We start from the raw sequence: 17,573 nt of genomic DNA, 5'->3' as shown, positions 1-17,573 counted from the left end.
AATGGGCATCGGTATGTCGAAGTTGCGCGTTGAAAAAGAAACGGGCGAGCGCGCGCCGCGTTTTTGCGAACGACCCTTTGCACGCGCGCTGGCCGTCTTCGTGGCCTTGCAGACGGCGTTCGCCGCGCCCTTCGCGTCCATCGCGGCGGCGGCCGAAAGCGCTGCGGCAACCGGCGGCGCGCAGCAGGCGACCGGCGTCGGCGCCGTGCCCGCGCCGAGTCCCGCCGTCGTCTACAACCCGGCGTCGATTCAGCAAGCGCCGCTCGCGATGCCCGTGCCCGCGTTTTCCGGCAAGCCCGAGAAGCCGCTCACGTCGCGCATTCCGACGACCGCCGATCCCGGCACGCTGGTTCCGGGCGGCCGCCGTCAGACGCTGACCTTCGCCGATTACGGCGCGCTCGATCCGCTGCAACTGCGCGGCACCGATGGCCAGAACGGCATCGCGTTTTCGGTGCGCGGCGACGAAGTCGTGACCGGCGCGATCCTGCATCTGATCTATAGCTATTCGCCGTCGCTGTTGCCGTCGATTTCGCAGTTGAAGGTGCTCATCAACGGCGAAGTGGCCGCGACGCTGCCGGTGCCGAAAGAACAGGCCGGCACGCTGGTCGCGCGCGACGTGGCGATCGATCCGCGCTTCATCACCGAGTTCAATCACCTCAACGTGCAGTTGATCGGCCACTACACGCAGCAGTGCGAGGATCCGTCGAACTCGACGCTCTGGGCGACCGTCAGCAACGCGAGTTCGCTCGATCTCACGTATGCGTCGATCGCGAACAAGCCCGATCTCGCCGCGCTGCCGACTCCGTTCTTCGACCGGCGCGACGTGCGCCGCCTCGAACTGCCTTTCGTGTTCGCGGGCAAGCCGAGCCTGCCGACGCTCGAAGCCGCCGGCATGGTCGCGTCGTACTTCGGCTCGCTCGCGGGCTATCGCGGCGCGATCTTTCCGGCGCAGACGGACAACGTGCCGCTGTCGGGCAATGCCGTGGTGTTCGCCATCGGCGATGCGAAGATCGCGGGCGTCGACATTCCGGCTGTCTCCGGTCCGACGATCGCGCTCGTCGAACGCGATGCGAACGCGCGCGGGCGTCTCTTGCTCGTGCTCGGCCGCGACGACAACGAGCTGAAGACCGCCGCGAAGGCACTGGGCGTCGGACAGAACACGCTGTCCGGCACGAGCGCGACGATCACGCAGTTCAACGACCTTCAGCCGCGCCGCCCGTACGATGCCCCCAACTGGCTGCCGACCGACCGCCCCGTGCGCTTCGGCGAGCTCGCGGAAGCGCGCGACCTGACCGCCTACGGCTACGACGCCGATGCCGTGCGCGTGAATCTGCGCGTGCCTCCCGATCTCTTCATGTGGCAGACGAAGGGCGTGCCCGTCGATCTCGGCTATCGCTATACGGTGCGGCCCGCGCCGGATCGCTCGTCGCTCAATATCAGCGTCAACAATGGCTTCGTGCAGTCGCTGCGCATTCCGGCCGTATCGACATCGACGTTCGATCTCGGTCACTACTTCAGCCGCGTGATGCCGGACAAGACGGTCGCCGCGCGCCGCGAGATTTATCTGCCGCCGCTGCTCATCACGCCGCGCGCGCAACTGCGTCTTCATTTCTATTACGACATCCCCAAGACGGGCGAATGCCAGGGCCGCGTGCTCGATAACGTCGTCGGCGCGGTCGATCCGAATTCGACCATCGATCTCTCCGGTTTCCCGCACTACATGGCGCTGCCCGATCTGGCCGCGTTCGCCAACGGCGGCTTCCCGTTCACGCGCATGGCCGATCTTTCGCAGACGGCGGTCGTGCTGCCGAACGAGCCGAACTCGGCCGACTACAGCCTGTATCTGCTCGAAATGGGCCGCATGGGCGCATCGACGGGTTATCCGGTGACGGGCGTGACGGTCACGAGCGCGAACGACGTCGACCGCTTCGCCGACAAGGATCTGCTGATCCTCGGTTCGCCCGGACGCCAGCCGCTGCTGCAACGCTGGGCGAAGCAGATGCCCTTTTCCGGCGACGGCGACGCGCGCACGTTCCAGCTTTCCGATGTCGCGTTCAAGCTCGTCGACTGGTGGCATGGCGAGCAAGGCCCGGAACGCTCGCCCGCGCGCGCGGATTTGTCGCTCGTCAGCTCGAACGGCGATGCGCTTCTGACCGGCTTCGAATCGCCGCTCAAGAGCGGGCGCAGCGCGGTGGCGCTCATCAGCGCGGCGGGCCAGTCCGACGCCGATCTTTCCGCCGCCCTGCTCGACAACGACCTGCTGCCGTCGATTCAAGGCGCGATGGCCGTGATCCACGGCCGCACGGTGACGGTCACGTCGAACGGCGAGGCGTACTACGTCGGCCATCTTTCGCCGATGCACTACATGCGCTGGGCGCTGTCGTCGCATCCGATTCTGCTGGTGCTCGCCGGCGTGCTCGCCGCGCTCATCATCGCGGCCCTGTTCTACCGTACGCTGCGCTCGATCGCCGCGCGGCGCCTGAGGGACTGATATGCGGGTATCGACCGCCAAGATTTTCGCTGGTGCAACGATTGCCGCGTCCGTGACGGGCGCAAACGCGGCGCAGCAATGCGACTGGTCCGCGTATCGGCTGTTCGTGGAGCGCGTCGTTCAGGCCGATGGCCGCGTGATCGACCGTTCGACCGAAGCGCAGCAGACGACCTCCGAAGGCCAGTCCTACGCGCTGTTCTTCGCGCTCGTCGCCAACGACCGCGCGACCTTCGACCGGGTGCTCGGCTGGACGCGCACGAACTTGTCGGCCAATCAGTTCGATTCGAATAACGTGCGTCTGCCCGCATGGCAATGGGGCAAGAAACCGGACGGCTCGTTCGGCGTGATGGACCCGAATTCGGCGTCGGACTCGGATGTGTGGATCGCGTACGACCTCTTCCAGGCCGGTCGCCTGTGGAAGGAACCGGCGTACACGAAGCTCGCCTACGCGCTCGCGACGCAGATCGTGAAGCAGGAAACCGTCGACCTGCCCGGCCTCGGACCGATGCTTCTGCCCGGTCCGCAAGGCTTTCGCATCGGCGACGTGACGCGGCTGAATCCGAGCTATCTGCCGCTGCCGGTTTTGCGCGGGCTCGCGCACGACATGCCCGACGGCCCGTGGACGAAGCTCGCGCAGAGCGCCGCGAAAACGATCAAGGTGACGTCGCCGCGCGGCTACGCGCCGGACTGGGCCGCGTATCAGAACGGCCGGTTCGTCGTCGATCCGAAGAACGGCGATGTCGGCAGCTACGACGCGATCCGCGTCTATCTGTGGGCCGGCATGACGTCACCGGGCGATCCGCTCGCGCGTCCGTGGCTCGATGCGCTCGGCGGCATGCGCCAGAGCGTCGCGCAGGCGGGCTTTCCGCCGGAAAAGGTCAACGTGACGACCGGCGCGGCGACGGGCGAAGGTCCGCTGTCTTACTGGGCCGCGCTCGCGCCGTACTTCAAGGCGCTCAACGACGAACGCGGCCTGGGCCTCGCGCGCGCGCATCTCGAAGCGCTGACCGCGCCGCCGGGCGCGGGACGCGAGCCGGTCTATTACGATCGCGTGCTCGGTCTCTTTGGCGGCGGTTTCATCGACGGTCGATATCGCTTCGATGAAAACGGCCGTCTCGTGCCGAACTGGAGAAGCGCATGCTGATCCAGACCAGAAAACGCGTGATCGCGGCGCTGATCTGCGCCGCACCGGCGATGGCCTTCGCGCAGGCCGCCGCCGATCCGCTGAACGTGCTCATCGATCAAGGCAAATACTGGCAGGCGCACAAGCGCGGCGATCTCGCGGAACAGGCGTGGCAGAAAGTGCTGCGCATCAATCCGAAGCAGCCCGATGCGCTTTTCGGCATGGGCATGGTGCTCGCCGATCGCAAGGACGGCAGCGGCGCGCAGCAGTATCTCGCGCAGTTGCGCCAGGTCGCGCCGAGTTATCCGAACATCGACGAACTCGGCCGGCGGCTTGGCGAAACCAGTTCGCGCGATCAGACCGTGAACGACGCGCGGCGTCTCGCGCAAAGCGGACAAAGCGCATCGGCGGTGCAGGAATACAAGCGCGCGATCGACGGCAAGCCCGCGACGCCCGGACTTCAGCTGGAGTATTACCAGGCGCTCGCCGCCACGCCGCAAGGCTGGGACGAAGCGCGGCGCGGCCTCGAACAACTGGCGCGCGAGAATCCCGACGAGCCGCGCTATCAGCTCGCCTATGCGCAGCATCTGACGTATCGGGATACGACGCGGCGCGACGGCATCGCGCGGCTCGCGAAGCTGTCGGGCGACAGCGCTGTCGGCGCCGACGCGAAAAAAAGCTGGCGGCAGGCGCTCTTGTGGCTCGGCGCGCGCGCATCGGATGCGCCGCTTTATCAGGCGTATCTGCAAGTCGCGCCCGATGACGCCGCCGTCAAAGCGCGCTTCGATTCGATGGTGCAGCAGGACAAGTCGGCACGCGAGCGCTCGCAGGCCGACGCCGCCGTCGATGCGCGCGGACGGACCGTCGCGGAAGGTTTCACCGCGCTCGATCGCGGCGACCTCGTGACGGCGCGCGCGCGTTTTTCGTCGGTGCTGGCGAGCAATCCGAACGACGCCGATGCGCTCGGCGGCATGGGCGTCGCGTCGTTGAAGCAGGAGCGTTTTTCCGAAGCGCGCACGTATCTCGAACGCGCGTCGCGGGCCGGCAATGCGGCGCGCTGGAAAGACGCGCTCACGAGCGCGACCTACTGGACCTATACGAGCGATGCCATCGGCGCGCGCAGCAACGGCCAGATCGCGCAAGCGAAGGCGCTGTTCGAACGCGCGATCGCAACCGATCCGTCCGAAGTCACCGCGCAAGTGCTGCTCGGCGAAATGCTGCTCGCGAACGGCGACCCACGCGGCGCGGAAGCGGCGTATCGCATGGCGCTGCGCCGCCAGGCCGACAATCCCGATGCGATTCGCGGACTCGTCGGCGCACTGGCCGCGCAAGGGCGCGGCGACGAAGCGCTCGAGTTCGCCAATCGGCTGAACACGGAACAGCAGGCGAAGGCCGGCGGCATCAACAAGCTGCGCGGCGAAGCGCAGGCGGCACAGGCGCGCGCGGCGGAAGCACGCGGCGATCTCGGTGCGGCGCGCAGTCTCTTCGAAGACGCGCTGCTCAACAATCCCGACGATCCGTGGCTGCGGCTCGATCTCGCGCGCATCTACGTCCGTCAGGGCGCGGTCGGCAATGCGCGCAGCATGATGGACGGCCTGCTCGCCACGCATCCCGACATGACCGACGCGCTCTACGCGAGCGCGCTGCTCTCCGCCGAAACGCAGGACTGGCCGGCCGGGCTCGCGCAACTCGACCGCATTCCGGCCGCGCAACGCACGCCGGCGATGACCGCGTTGCAACATCGCCTGTGGGTGCATCAGCAGGCCGATCTCGCGACGCGCGCCGCTGCGTCCGGTCAGCGTCAGCAGGCGTTCGCGATTCTGCGCCGCGCGGAACCCGTTGCGGCGGGCAATGCGGAATTGATGGGCGCGGTGGCATCGGCCTACGTCAAGGCGGGCGATCCGGCGCGGGCGTTGTCGCTCGTGCGCGGCGCCATCGCCAATGCGCCGAACGATACCGGTCTTCTGCTGCAATACGCGGGCATTCTGTCGGCGACGCAGCAGGAAGCCGAGCTCGGCTCGGTGATGCGCCGCCTGCAATCGATGCCGCTCACGACGCAGCAGCGCGCGGACTTCAACAATCTGAACGTGGGCATCGTCATCGCGCGTGCGGATGTCGTGCGCCGGCAAGGCGATCTCGCCGCCGCCTACGACGTGATCGCGCCGTGGCTCGCCGCGATGCCCGACAACGCCGACCTGCAGGCGGCGCTCGGCCGCATGTACACATCGGCGGGCGATGACCGCAACGCGCTCTCGTGCTATCAAAAAGCGCTGTCGCGCCGTCCGGACGATATCGGCTTGCAGACGGCGGCGATGTCGGCGGCGAGCGGCGTGCGCGATTTCAAGCTCGCTCAGACCTACGCGAATCAGGCCTACGAAGCCGCGCCGAACGATCCGGGCGTGCTCGCCGCGATCGGCCGGATGTATCGCGCGCAAGGCAAGCTCGATCTCGCCGCGCAGTTCCTGCAACGCTCGCTCGTCGCCGCGAATACGCCCGCGCCGGCGGCGTCGGCGCAGGGACGCGGCAATGTCCCGCCCGGCTGGGAAACCGCGATGAGCCGTGTCGGCTCGAATCCGCTGCCCGGCACCAATCCGTTCGAAGGCAAGACGGCCGTCGATACGGCGTCGAACCCGGCGCTCGCATCGGACGCGTCTTATCGTCAGGCCCTTCCTCAAGGTTATTCGCAGCCCGTGCCGAACTATCTGCCGCCTCCTCAGCCCGCGCCGTATTCCGTGCCTTACGTCGCGCCGTCCTCCGCTCCGATGACGATGCCCAACGCCGCGCCGCGTCCGATGCCGAGCGGCGGCTACGGACCCGACGCGTATGGCTCGGGTCAATCGGGCGCGCCGTTGCAGCCGTATCCGGGACAGGATGGCGGGTATCAGCCGGCTTATCCGCAGCCGCAGCAGTATCAACCGCAGCCGTATCAGCAGCAGCCTTACGCCGCGCAGGATCCGTATGCCGAGCCCTGGCCGATGTCGCCCGGCGCGCGCGAGGCGCAAGCCAATGCGTACAACGCGGCGCTGCCCGCCAGCTCGAAGAAAAAGCCGGCGTCATCGCCCAAGACCGCGACGACGCGTCCCGCCGATCCGTACGCCTACGGCGCGCCGCCGCCGCAGCAGCAGCCTTATTACCAGCAGCCGCAACAGTACGCGCCGCAGCCATACGCGCCGCCGCAGTACGCGCAGCAGCAGTACATCCCGCAGCCGCCCGCGGGCTACGCGCAGCCTTATTACCCGTCGCAGGCGCAACCCGCGCAGCGCGCCGCCGCAGCCGCGACGATGAGCACGGGCGGCGTTCCGGCGCCGGTCGCGAATTCGCAGACGGCGGGCGTCGCGGAGGAACTCGCGCAGATCAATCGCGAGCAGGCGAGCACGATTTCCGGCGGCCTCATCTTCCGCAGCCGCGACGGCGAGGACGGCCTCTCGAACCTGACCGATATCGAAGCGCCCATCGAAGGCCGCATCAAGGCCGGCAACGGCCACGTCATCGTGCGCGCGACGCCCGTCACGCTCGACGCCGGCACCGCGAGCAGCGAGCCGAACACGCTCGCGCGCTTCGGCTCCGGCCTCGGCGCGACCGCCACGCCGCCGACCAACAACTACGGCTCGCAGACGGCGACGGGCGTCGGGCTCTCGCTCGGCTACGAGAACCGCAACTTCAAGGGCGATGTCGGCACGACGCCGCTCGGCTTTCGCGAGACCAATGTCGTCGGCGGATTGCAGTATCAGAACGCGATCACCGACAAGGTGTCGTATTCGCTCGCCGTCGCCCGCCGCGCCGTCACCGACAGCCTGCTTTCGTACGCCGGCGCGCGCGATCAGGGCGCGAACCTCGAATGGGGCGGCGTAACATCGACGGGCGCGCGCGCCGACCTCGGCTGGGACGACGGCACGAGCGGCGTCTACGTGAACGCGGCGTATCAGTTCCTCGACGGCAATCAGGTCGCGACCAACAACGCGGTGAAGGGCGGCGGCGGCATCTACACGCGTCTCATCAAGGATGCCGACCAGACGCTGACCGTCGGCGCCAACACCACGCTGATGCACTACGACAAGAACCTGTCGTACTTCACGTATGGCCAAGGCGGCTACTTCAGCCCGCAGCAGTACGTGATCCTGAACTTCCCGGTCGAATACATGGGACGCACGGGACTTTTCACGTACGACCTGAAGGGTTCGATCGGCGTGCAGCATTATCGGCAGGACGCGTCGGACTATTTCCCGACGAACGGCACGTATCAGGCGCGAGCCGCGAGTTCCGGCGCGACGCCGGATGCGGGCGCGGTCTATCCCGGCCAGAGCAAGACGGGCGTGTCGTATTCGCTCAGCGCGACGGGCGAATACCAGCTCGCGCCACAACTCGCGTTCGGCGCGACGGCATCGTTCGGCAACGCGTATCAGTATCGCGAGTGGCTCGCCGCCGTTTATGTGCGCTACAGCTTCACGCGTCAGGGCGGCGCGCAGCCGGTGTTTCCGCCGCAGGCGTTCAGCTCGCCGTATCTGTCGCTGTCGAACTGATGTTCTTGCGCGTGCGCCGCGCTTGCGGCTAGGCTTGATCCACTGCCGCAAGCGGGCCAACATCGTTCGAATGAAAACGCAAAGCGCGCTCGTCGCGAACAACGACCAATTCCTGCGCGACTTGCAGTTGTTCTGCATCGTCGCGCGGCGTTCGAGCTTCATCGCCGCCGCGACCGAGACCGGCATCTCGCCGGCGCACGTCAGCAAGCGCATTGCGATGCTGGAGACGAGTCTCGGCGTCAGGCTCTTCACGCGCACGACGCGCCGCGTGTCCATCACGAGCGACGGCGAAGCGGCGTTCCAATGGGCGCAAAAGATTCTCGACGACGTCCAGGGCATGGCCGACGCCTTCGCCGGCCTCGACGATCCGCGCGGCGTCTTGCGGATCGGCACGAGTCTGCGGCTCGGGCGCGAGCATGTTTCGCCCGCGCTCACCTTGCTACGGCGTCGCCATCCGGGGCTGGAAATCTGGCTCGAACTGCTCGACCGGCGCGTCGATCTCGTCGGCGAGAACTTCGATATCGACATTCGCGTCGGCGAAGTGCTGGAGCCGCATCTGATCGCGCACAAGATCGTCGACAGTTTTCGCGTGCTCGCCGCCGCGCCCGCGTATCTCGAACGGCGCGGCACGCCTAGAACGCTGGCCGAACTGGCGCATCACGATTGCCTGCTGTTTCGCGGGCGCGATCAGCGTTTCGGCGTCTGGCGGCTCGCCGGGCCGAACGGCGAGGAAAGCGTCAAAGTGACCGGGCCGATTGCTTCGAACCACAGCGACATCGTGCGGCAGTGGGCCGAGGAAGGTTTCGGCATCGTGATGTGCTCGATCTGGGACGCCGCCGGCAGTCTTCAAAACGGCCGTCTCGTGCCCGTTCTGCCGGCTTATCGGCAGCGCGCGGACGTGTGGGCGGTGACGTCGGCGCGCTCGTCGCATTCGGCGAAGATTCGCGTGTGCATCGAGTTTCTCAGACAGCAATTGACGAGCGGACCTTACTCGCTCGTTACATCGGGCGTCGCGGGGTTCTGAAGCGCTTCGTCGTAGCGTCGTTCTTCATCGCCTGCTGCTCGCCCGCTCGATCCCGTCCAGCAAGCCTTCAGCGGCGCCGCCCAAGCGCTAAAGCCAACCTTACAGAATCTTACGTTGCGCCGCCGTCACAAAAAGGGGCAAAAAGACCCGTCGCGAAACTAGGATATTTCCAAATGTTTCTGAGACATGTAATGATACTGATTCGCATTTAACACCATCGCGCCGATAGGTTGACTCAATGAAGCCCGTCGAGCGCGACGTGCGCTCTCAGGGCGCCGCCGCCGGTTCTTTCTCGACGACGTCGCCCGCCTTCGCCTCGATCTCGGATCGGTCAACGTCGGCAGTCGAAAACCCGCTTCGCTGCCGATTTGAATTTCACTAACAAGCATCGGGAAAACGACATGTTGAGAAAGACGCCGCTTGCTGCGGCATTGGTGACTATTGCCGCCGTGCCCATGGCCGCGCCGCTTTACGCCCAGACCGCCCCGCAATCCGCACAAGCCGCACCGCAAGACACGCCCTCCGCCGCCGCACCCGAAACCGCGACCCTGCCCGCCGTCAAGGTGACGGGTCAGGCCGACGCGCCCGACTTCCAGCCGGAGATGTCGAGCGTCGGCGCAAAGGTGCCGACCGCGCTGCGCGACATTCCGCAAGCCGTCGTCGTGGTGCCGAAGGCGGTGCTGCAATCGCAGGCCGTGAGCTCTTTCTCCGATGCGCTGCGCAACGTGCCCGGCGTCACGCTCGGCGCGGCCGAAGGCGGCCAGATCGGCAATAACATCAACCTGCGCGGCTTCTCGGCGCGCACCGACATCTATCTCGACGGCTTCCGCGATCGCGGCCAGTACTATCGCGATACGTTCAATCTGGAATCGATCGACGTGCTGTACGGGCCGTCGTCGCTGTACTTCGGGCGCGGTTCGACGGGCGGCGTCATCAATCAGGTCAGCAAGCAGCCGACGCTGAATCCGCGCGCCGATGTCTCGCTGCAAGCCGGCACGCACGACCGCTATCGCACGACGGTCGATATCAATCAGCCGATGACGGATACCTCCGCGTTCCGCATCAACGCGTTCGGCCAGTCGATGGGCTCGACGCGCGACGAGATGATCAACAAGGACTACGGCATCGCGCCCGAAGTGAAATTCGGCATCGGCACGCCGACGCAGGTGACGTTGTCGGCGCTGATCCAGCACAACCGCGATCAGCCCGACTACGGCATTCCGCCGTTGAACGGCCATCCCGCGCCCGTCGATACGAAGACCTTCTACGGCTTCACCGACGACCGCACGATTCAGGATGTGCAGACGGTGAACGCGCGCATCGAACATCGCTTCGACGACATGTTCACGCTGCGCAACCAGACGCAGTTCAGCCACTACAGCACCGAAGCGCGCGCGACCAACGCGGCGGCCGTGCTGACGGGCCCGCTCGGCACGTCGCCCGCGCTCTCGAACGGCAATTACACGACGCTGCCGCTCTCGTCGCTCTTCGTGCGTCTGCAAGGCAAGGACCGCACCATCAACGATCACTCGGTCTACAACACGACCGACGTTCAAGGCAAGTTCGCGACCGGCCCCTTGAAGCACGACATGCTCGCGGGCGTCGATCTGAGTCACGAAACGTATAGCAACCAGACCTTCACGGCGACCACGCCGGGTCTGCCGTCGAACACGCTCGCCATCGTGCCGCTCGTGGATCCGGCGTATGTGCCGCGTCCGGCGAACTATCGCGAAGTGGCGACCAATCTCGCGGAGTCGAGCGCGAACGGCATCGGCGTCTATTTGAACGACACCATCTCGATCGGCGAGCACTGGAAGTGGATCGGCGGCGTGCGCTGGGACCGCTATGAAGCGGCGATCAACAACTCGATCAATCAGCCCGGCTACGCGACACAGACGAACTATTTCACGAGCGTGCGCACAGGCGTCGTATGGCAGCCGACGGACTGGCAGTCGTACTACGTCTCGTACGGCACGTCGTTCGATCCGTCGCTCGAAGCGCTCACGCTCACCAACGGCCAGCAAAACCTGCCGCCCGAGCACAACAAGTCCTATGAAATCGGCTCGAAGTGGGATCTGCTGAACGGCGGCCTGTCGATCACGCAATCGCTCTTCAACATCGAGAAGACCAATGCGCGCACGCTCGCTTCGGACGGCAGCTATTCACTCGATGGCGACGTGCGCGTGCGCGGCTATCAGCTCGGCATCGCCGGCCACATCACGCGGCAATGGCAGATGTTCGGCGGCTACACGTACATGGATGGCACCATCCTGAAGGCATTCGACGGCACGCAAGGCAACACGCCCGCCAACACGCCGAAGCACATGTTGACGCTGTGGACGACGTACGACTTCACGCCCGTATGGCAGATCGGCGGCGGGCCTTCGTATGTATCGTCGCGCTACGCGGCGAACAACAATCTCGTTCAAGCGGGCGGCTACGTGCGCTGGGACGCGATGGCCGCATATCATCAGAAGCGCTACGATATCCAGTTCAACGTGCAGAACCTGTTCGACAAGAAGTACTACGACGCCCTGATTCCGTCCGATGGCGGACGCGCGGTGCCGGGTCTCGGCCGCACGTTCATCGCGACGTTGAATTACCGCTTCCGTTGATGTGATGTGATGCGAATGCGCGCGCCATGCGACTCATGGCGCGCGCTCGCGAAGGCAATAACAATGATCCTCTCGATACCGAACGTGCTCTCCCCCGAGGACGCCGCCGCAATGCGCGCGCGTCTCGAAGCAAGCGACTCCTGGGTCGATGGCCGCGCGACCGCCGGCTATCAGGGCGCGCCGGTCAAGCGCAACATGCAGATCGCGGAAGGCTCGCCGATCGCGCTCGAACTCGGCGACGCGCTCGTCGGCGTGCTGGAGCGTCATCCGCTTTTCATCAGCGCGGTGCTGCCCAATCGCGTGTATCCGCCGCTTTTCAATCGCTATGAAGGCGGCATGCATTTCGGCAGTCATGTCGATGGCGCGATCCGCATCGTGCCGGGGCATGGCGCGCGCGTGCGTACCGATGTATCGATCACGCTCTTTCTCACGCCGCCCGACGAATACGACGGCGGCGAGCTCATCATCGAAGACACGTACGGCGTGCAGGAAGTGAAGCTGCCCGCGGGACATGCGATCGTCTATCCCGCGACGAGCCTGCATCAGGTGCGGCCCGTCACGCGCGGCGCACGCGTGTCGAGTTTCTTCTGGGCGCAAAGCCTCGTGCGCGACGATGCGCAACGCGCGCTGCTCTTCGATCTCGACAACTCCATTCAACGCCTGAATGCGACCAACGGCGACGAAAGCGCGAAACGCACGCTCGTCGGCTGCTATCACAACCTGTTGCGCATGTGGAGCGATACGTGATTCACGCGGCGCGCAGAACCTTCGATGGCGTTCGGCCCACTTCCGCGAGCAACGCTTCATCGCGCGCGATCACGTCGGGAAGATGCGCGCGCAGGAATTCGACCCACGTACGCGTCTTCGCATCGACGAACTTGCGCGACGCATAGAGCGCGTAGAGATTCGTGCGCTGCAGCGTGTGCTGCGGTAGCACGCGCACGAGCGAGCCATTGCGCAAGCCTTCGATCGCAGCATAGAGCGGCAACATGCCGATGCCCATGCCTTCGCGAATCGCGACGACGAGCGATTCCGCGATGTTCACCTGCACCGTTCCGCTGATCTGCATCGTCTCCCGGCCTTCCGGCCCTTCGAGCGTCCACTCGCGCGCGGGAAACGCGGGCGTCTGCAGCGTGAGGCAATCGTGTTGCGCGAGATCGGCGGGCACGTCGGGCGCGCCGCGCGAACGTATGTATTCCGGCGACGCGCACAGAATGCTGAAGGTCTCGCCCAGCTTGTGCGAAATCACTTCAGAATCCGACAGCGCGCCCGCCGACACCACCGCTACGTCGCTGCTGCCTTCGAAGAGATCGGGCATGCGCTGCGATAGCGTGAGTTCGACTTTCACATCGGGATAGAGCGCGCGATATCGCGCGATCGCAGGCAATATGTAATGTTGTCCGACGCTCGCGAAACTGGACATGCGCAACGTGCCCGTCGGATGCTCATACGCGCAGCTTGCTTCTTCTTCGGCGCCGTCGATATCGGCGAGAATCTGCCGCACGCGCTTCAGATAACGCTCGCCCGCCGATGTCAGCGCGAGACGCCGCGTGGAGCGGTTCATCAGGCGCGTGCGCAAATGGGCTTCGAGTTCGGATACGGCGCGCGACATCGCGCCGGTCGTCGAGTTCATCGACTGAGCCGCAGCCGTAAAGCTGCCGGCTTCGATCACGCGAGTGAAAACCCGCATGTTCTGTAGGGTGTCCATCAAACCGTCACATTCACTTCGGAAGCGCTATTGTCCGCCTTGGCGCGCGATCGATTGTTGTTGAATCAGGAAAGAATGTTCCCTGATTTGCACATTAATCCGCCCGGTCCGCTTGCCTACAATCGGCGCCTTCATGACGAGAGGACTATCGGCGGTCAGCATGTCGCTCCAGCAAGCACGCCTGTCGATGCGCGACTGGCTCGTCACCGATGGCCACGTCTGGCTGCATCTCGCAAAGACCTTGCTGGCCGCGTTCATCGCGATGAGCATTGCGATGCGGCTGGAATTGCCGCAGCCGCGCGTCGCGATGACGACCACCTTCGTCCTGATGCAGCCGTTCTCCGGCATGGTGCTCGCGAAGAGCGTCTATCGTTTCGCGGGCACGGCGCTCGGCATGATCGCCGCGCTCGCGCTCGGCGCCGTGTTCGTGCAACAGCCCGAGCTCCATGCGCTCGCGCTGACGATATGGGTCGCGGCGTGCACCGCGCTCGCCGTGCGTTACCGGCACTTTCGCTGGTATGGCTTCGTGCTCGCGGGCTATACGGCTGCGCTGATCGGCATTCCCGCCGTCACCGATCCGAACAGCCTGCTCATTGCAACGCTCACGCGCGGTGCGGAAGTGATGCTCGGCATCGTGTGTTCGAGCGTGGTGAGCGCGCTCGTGTTTCCGCGTCATGCGAGCGCGACGCTCACGCAGTCGCTCGATGCGCGCCGGATGCGTTTCGCCGCATTCGCCGCCGACGTATTGCGCGGACGTCTTTCGCGTATCGCGCGCGAACGCCGCTTCGCCGATTTCGTCGATGAGATCGTCGGCTTCGAAGCGACGCGTGGTTTCGCCACGTATGAGTCGCCCGCGATGCGTCAGGGCAACGGCAAGCTGGCGCAACTGAACAGCGCCTTCATGGACGCATGCGCGCGCCTGCATGCGCTCGATCAATCGATGAAGCGCCTGCGCGCGAGCGATGCACTCGCGCCCTTCTTCGAAGAGCTTGCGCAGAACTTCGAACGCGAAGCGCTGAAGGAACATCTGGAGCGCTACAAAGCGACGCTGCCGAAACGCCTGCGCGATGCACAACGCGCGCTCCCTCACACCGATCACGCGACGCAACTCGATTTCACGACATCGGCGGAGCTGCTGTATCGCTTCATCGCCGATACGATTCGCTATCTGTCGATTCCGAACCATCGCACGGCGCCGCGATACGACGCGCGGACCAGCCGCTTCGTCGTCGTCGCGACCTTCATGCGTACAGGCATCGTGATCGCGGCGACGGCCTGGTTCTGGATCGTGACGGCGTGGCCGAGCGGAGGCTACGCCGTCATCGGCGCGACGCTCGCGTGCGCGTTGTCGTCGGCATTGGCGCGGCCTTCGAAATTCATCGCGCAGATGGCCGCGGGTGCGGCGCTCGCGATCGTCATCGGATATGCATATCTGTGTCGCGTGTATCCGGCGATCGACGGCCTGGCGCTCCTGTGCGCGATGCTCGCGCCGCCGCTCGCGGCAGGCGCTTTTCTCGCGATGCGTCCGTCGAGCGCGGGCTATGGCATCGGCTTCTGCGTGTTCTTCTGCCTGCTCGCCGCGCCCGACAATCGCATCGTCTACGATCCGGGCCTGTTGCTGAACAACGGCGTTGCCGTTCTCGTCGCGATGCTCGGCGCGGCCATCGCGTGCGCGGTCATCGTGCCGCCACGCACGCGTTGGCTCGTCGGCAAGACGCTCGCGCAATTGCGCGCGCAAGCGGCGCTCGCATGCGAAGGCAAGCTCGCGGGACTCGGCGAGCGCTTCCATTCGGGCACGCACGATCTGATGTCGCAATTGCGCGCCTTGCTCACGCGACGCTCGCGTGAACATCGGCATGCGCTTCTGTGGATGCTCGTCACGCTCGAAGTCGGACAAGCGATGATCGATCTTCGGCGCGACTCCCGCGCGCTGCATACGGCGTGCTTTCCCGATGCATTGCGCATCGCGTGGAGCACGTCGCTCGCGCGTGTGTTGCGCGATATCGCCGTGCTCTTCCGTACGCCGGATAGCAGGACGCTACGTCGCGCGATAGCTTCGGTCGTCGCGTCGATCGTGATCGCAGAAGACATGCTCGAACGCACGCGCGACGAACGCAACGCGCGGCGCGAGGTGCAGCGCGTGCTCGCGTGCCTGCACTTCGTCCGCACGGCGCTGGTGGATCCGGATGCGCCCTTCGACGCGCATCGCTGAACGCATCCTTCCTCGCCATGCAAAGCTGACTTCCTGGTCCGGCGATTAATCCACGGCGTCGCGCGTCTTATAGTCGAATCGATTTTTCGCCAGCGCGCTCTTTTGCCGCACTTTCATGGCGCGTGCGAACGCGCTTGCGTGCATCGATTTGGACAAAGCGCAATGTCGCACGGCATTGGAACAATGTCTTTCAACGTTGCGATTTCGACGGCAAACCGCGCTACCTATAATCGCCTTCGGTTAAACGAAGCTCTTGAAGATAGACGTCGATGTACGAAGATCGTATTCGCTGTGCCGCGTTGCGCGGAAAAATCACCACGGCCGCCGAAGCGGCTCAACTCGTTCGCGACGGCATGATCGTCGGCGCAAGCGGCTTTACGCGCGCGGGTGACGCGAAAGCCGTGCCGCTCGAAATCGCGCGCCGCGCCCGCGAGGAAGACGAACCGTTGCGTATCACGCTCATGACGGGCGCATCGCTCGGTCATGACACGGACCGCATCCTGACCGAAGCCGGTGCGATTGCGCGACGCCTGCCATTTCAGGTCGACACGACCTTGCGCCGCGCGATCAACCGCGGCGACGTAATGTTCGTCGATCAACACCTGTCGGAGACGGTCGAACTGCTGCGCGCGAATCGCCTCGGCAAGCTCGACCTCGCGATCGTCGAAGCAGCCGCGATCACCGAGAGCGGCGGCATCGTGCCGACGACCTCGGTCGGCAATACCGCGAGCTTCGCGATCCTCGCCGAACGCGTGATCGTCGAGATCAATCTGGCGCAGCCGCTCTCGCTCGAAGGCCTGCACGACATCTGGATTCCCGAGCGCCGTCCCGCGCGCGAAGCGCTGCCGATCGTGCGCCCGCATGACCGGATCGGCGCGGCCGCCATCGAGATTCCGATCGAGAAGATCGCCGCGATCGTCATCACCGACAAGCCGGACAGCGCATCCACCGTGTTGCCCGCCGACCAGGACACGGCGTTGATCGCCGGTCATCTCATCGAGTTCTTTCAGCATGAAGTCTCGCGCGGGCGTCTGCCGAAACAGTTGCCGCCGTTGCAGGCCGGCATCGGCACCATTGCGAACGCTGTGCTGTCGGGGTTCGCGGCGTCGCCGTTCGAAGCGCTGACGATCTATTCCGAAGTGCTGCAAGACTCGACCTTCGATCTGCTCGACTCAGGCAAGGCGACGTTCGCATCGGGCGCGTCGATCACGCTGTCCGCGCAACGGCAGGAGAAAGTGTTCAACGAGATCGAACGCTATCGCGACCGGCTCGTGCTGCGGCCGCAGGAAGTGAGCAATCATCCTGAAGTGATTCGGCGCCTCGGTCTCATCGCGATCAACACGGCGCTCGAAGCCGACATCTACGGCAACGTGAATTCGACGCACGTCGGCGGCACGCACATGATGAACGGCATCGGCGGCTCGGGCGACTTCGCGCGCAATGCGGCGTATGCGGTGTTCGCGACGAAATCGGTCGCGAAGGACGGCCGTATCTCGAGCATCGTGCCGATGGTGCCCCATTGCGACCACAACGAACACGATGTCGATATCGTCGTGACCGAACGCGGGCTCGCCAACCTCACCGGCCTCGCGCCACGCGAACGCGCGATGAGCGTGATCGAGCACTGCGCGCATCCGCTCTATCGCGATCTTTTGCGCGACTATTACCGCGATGCAGCAGCGCTCGGCGGACATACGCCGCATCGCCTCGATCAGGCGTTTTCGTTCCACACGCGCTTCGCAGCGAGCGGTTCGATGCTGCCTTGATGCACATTCGCGCGCGCGTTGCTGCGCCGCGAAAACGAATGCGGGGCGACAACGAAGCCGCTAAACGAAGATTAGGCGCACAATGGCGGGAGCCCGCTTGGGCTGGCGAACAGG

General features: G+C 65.3%; 9 protein-coding genes. 8 read left to right on the top strand and 1 reads right to left on the bottom strand.

All coding sequences use genetic code 11. The annotated features are described in order from the left end of the window. The first annotated feature begins 1 nt into the window (after nucleotide 1). From bcsB to NCR93_RS15860, 6 genes are all read left to right on the top strand, one after another. Nucleotides 2–2,491 carry a cellulose biosynthesis cyclic di-GMP-binding regulatory protein BcsB gene (gene bcsB / locus NCR93_RS15885; protein WP_008353640.1) on the top strand — a complete coding sequence of 830 codons (2,490 nt, stop codon included), beginning with the start codon at nucleotides 2–4 and terminating at the stop codon, nucleotides 2,489–2,491. 1 nt (nucleotide 2,492) lies between these two features. Further along, on the top strand, nucleotides 2,493–3,635 hold the full coding sequence (gene bcsZ / locus NCR93_RS15880) for a cellulose synthase complex periplasmic endoglucanase BcsZ (RefSeq protein WP_175979199.1): 1,143 nt from the start codon (nucleotides 2,493–2,495) through the stop codon (nucleotides 3,633–3,635). Further along, nucleotides 3,629–8,134: a cellulose synthase subunit BcsC-related outer membrane protein gene (locus NCR93_RS15875; RefSeq protein ID WP_175979198.1), complete on the top strand. Its 4,506-nt coding sequence runs from the start codon at nucleotides 3,629–3,631 to the stop codon at nucleotides 8,132–8,134. Before bcsZ ends, NCR93_RS15875 begins: the two co-directional genes overlap by 7 nt. A 70-nt stretch (nucleotides 8,135–8,204) precedes the next feature. Further along, nucleotides 8,205–9,158, top strand: a complete 954-nt coding sequence (locus NCR93_RS15870; RefSeq protein WP_175979197.1) for a LysR family transcriptional regulator — start codon at nucleotides 8,205–8,207, stop codon at nucleotides 9,156–9,158. A 401-nt stretch (nucleotides 9,159–9,559) separates the two neighbouring features. Next, a complete protein-coding gene (locus NCR93_RS15865) occupies nucleotides 9,560–11,773 on the top strand; it encodes a TonB-dependent receptor (RefSeq protein ID WP_175979196.1) in 2,214 nt (737 codons plus the stop codon). Between the two features lie 63 nt (nucleotides 11,774–11,836). Then, nucleotides 11,837–12,520: a Fe2+-dependent dioxygenase gene (locus tag NCR93_RS15860; protein WP_008353646.1), complete on the top strand. Its 684-nt coding sequence runs from the start codon at nucleotides 11,837–11,839 to the stop codon at nucleotides 12,518–12,520. A 1-nt stretch (nucleotide 12,521) separates the two neighbouring features. Here the strand turns inward: NCR93_RS15860 and NCR93_RS15855 are convergent, their stop codons facing one another. After that, the gene (locus NCR93_RS15855; protein WP_033537142.1) at nucleotides 12,522–13,481 is read right to left on the bottom strand and encodes a LysR family transcriptional regulator; all 960 of its coding nucleotides are present in this window, start codon (nucleotides 13,479–13,481) and stop codon (nucleotides 12,522–12,524) included. Nucleotides 13,482–13,614: 133 nt separating this feature from the next. Between NCR93_RS15855 and NCR93_RS15850 the strand changes: the two genes are divergently transcribed. Both NCR93_RS15850 and scpC read left to right on the top strand, forming a co-directional pair. Next, entirely contained in the window at nucleotides 13,615–15,693 is a 2,079-nt protein-coding gene (locus NCR93_RS15850; protein ID WP_239295026.1) for an FUSC family protein, read from the top strand. A 269-nt stretch (nucleotides 15,694–15,962) separates the two neighbouring features. After that, nucleotides 15,963–17,459, top strand: a complete 1,497-nt coding sequence (gene scpC, locus NCR93_RS15845; protein ID WP_175979195.1) for a succinyl-CoA:acetate CoA-transferase ScpC — start codon at nucleotides 15,963–15,965, stop codon at nucleotides 17,457–17,459. The last annotated feature ends 114 nt before the right edge of the window (nucleotides 17,460–17,573 follow it).

Origin of the sequence: Caballeronia sp. ATUFL_F1_KS39 (assembly GCF_023630985.1) — a bacterium.
Taxonomy (GTDB): Bacteria; Pseudomonadota; Gammaproteobacteria; order Burkholderiales; family Burkholderiaceae; genus Caballeronia; species Caballeronia zhejiangensis.
This window is presented reverse-complemented; position numbering and strand designations above follow the sequence as displayed.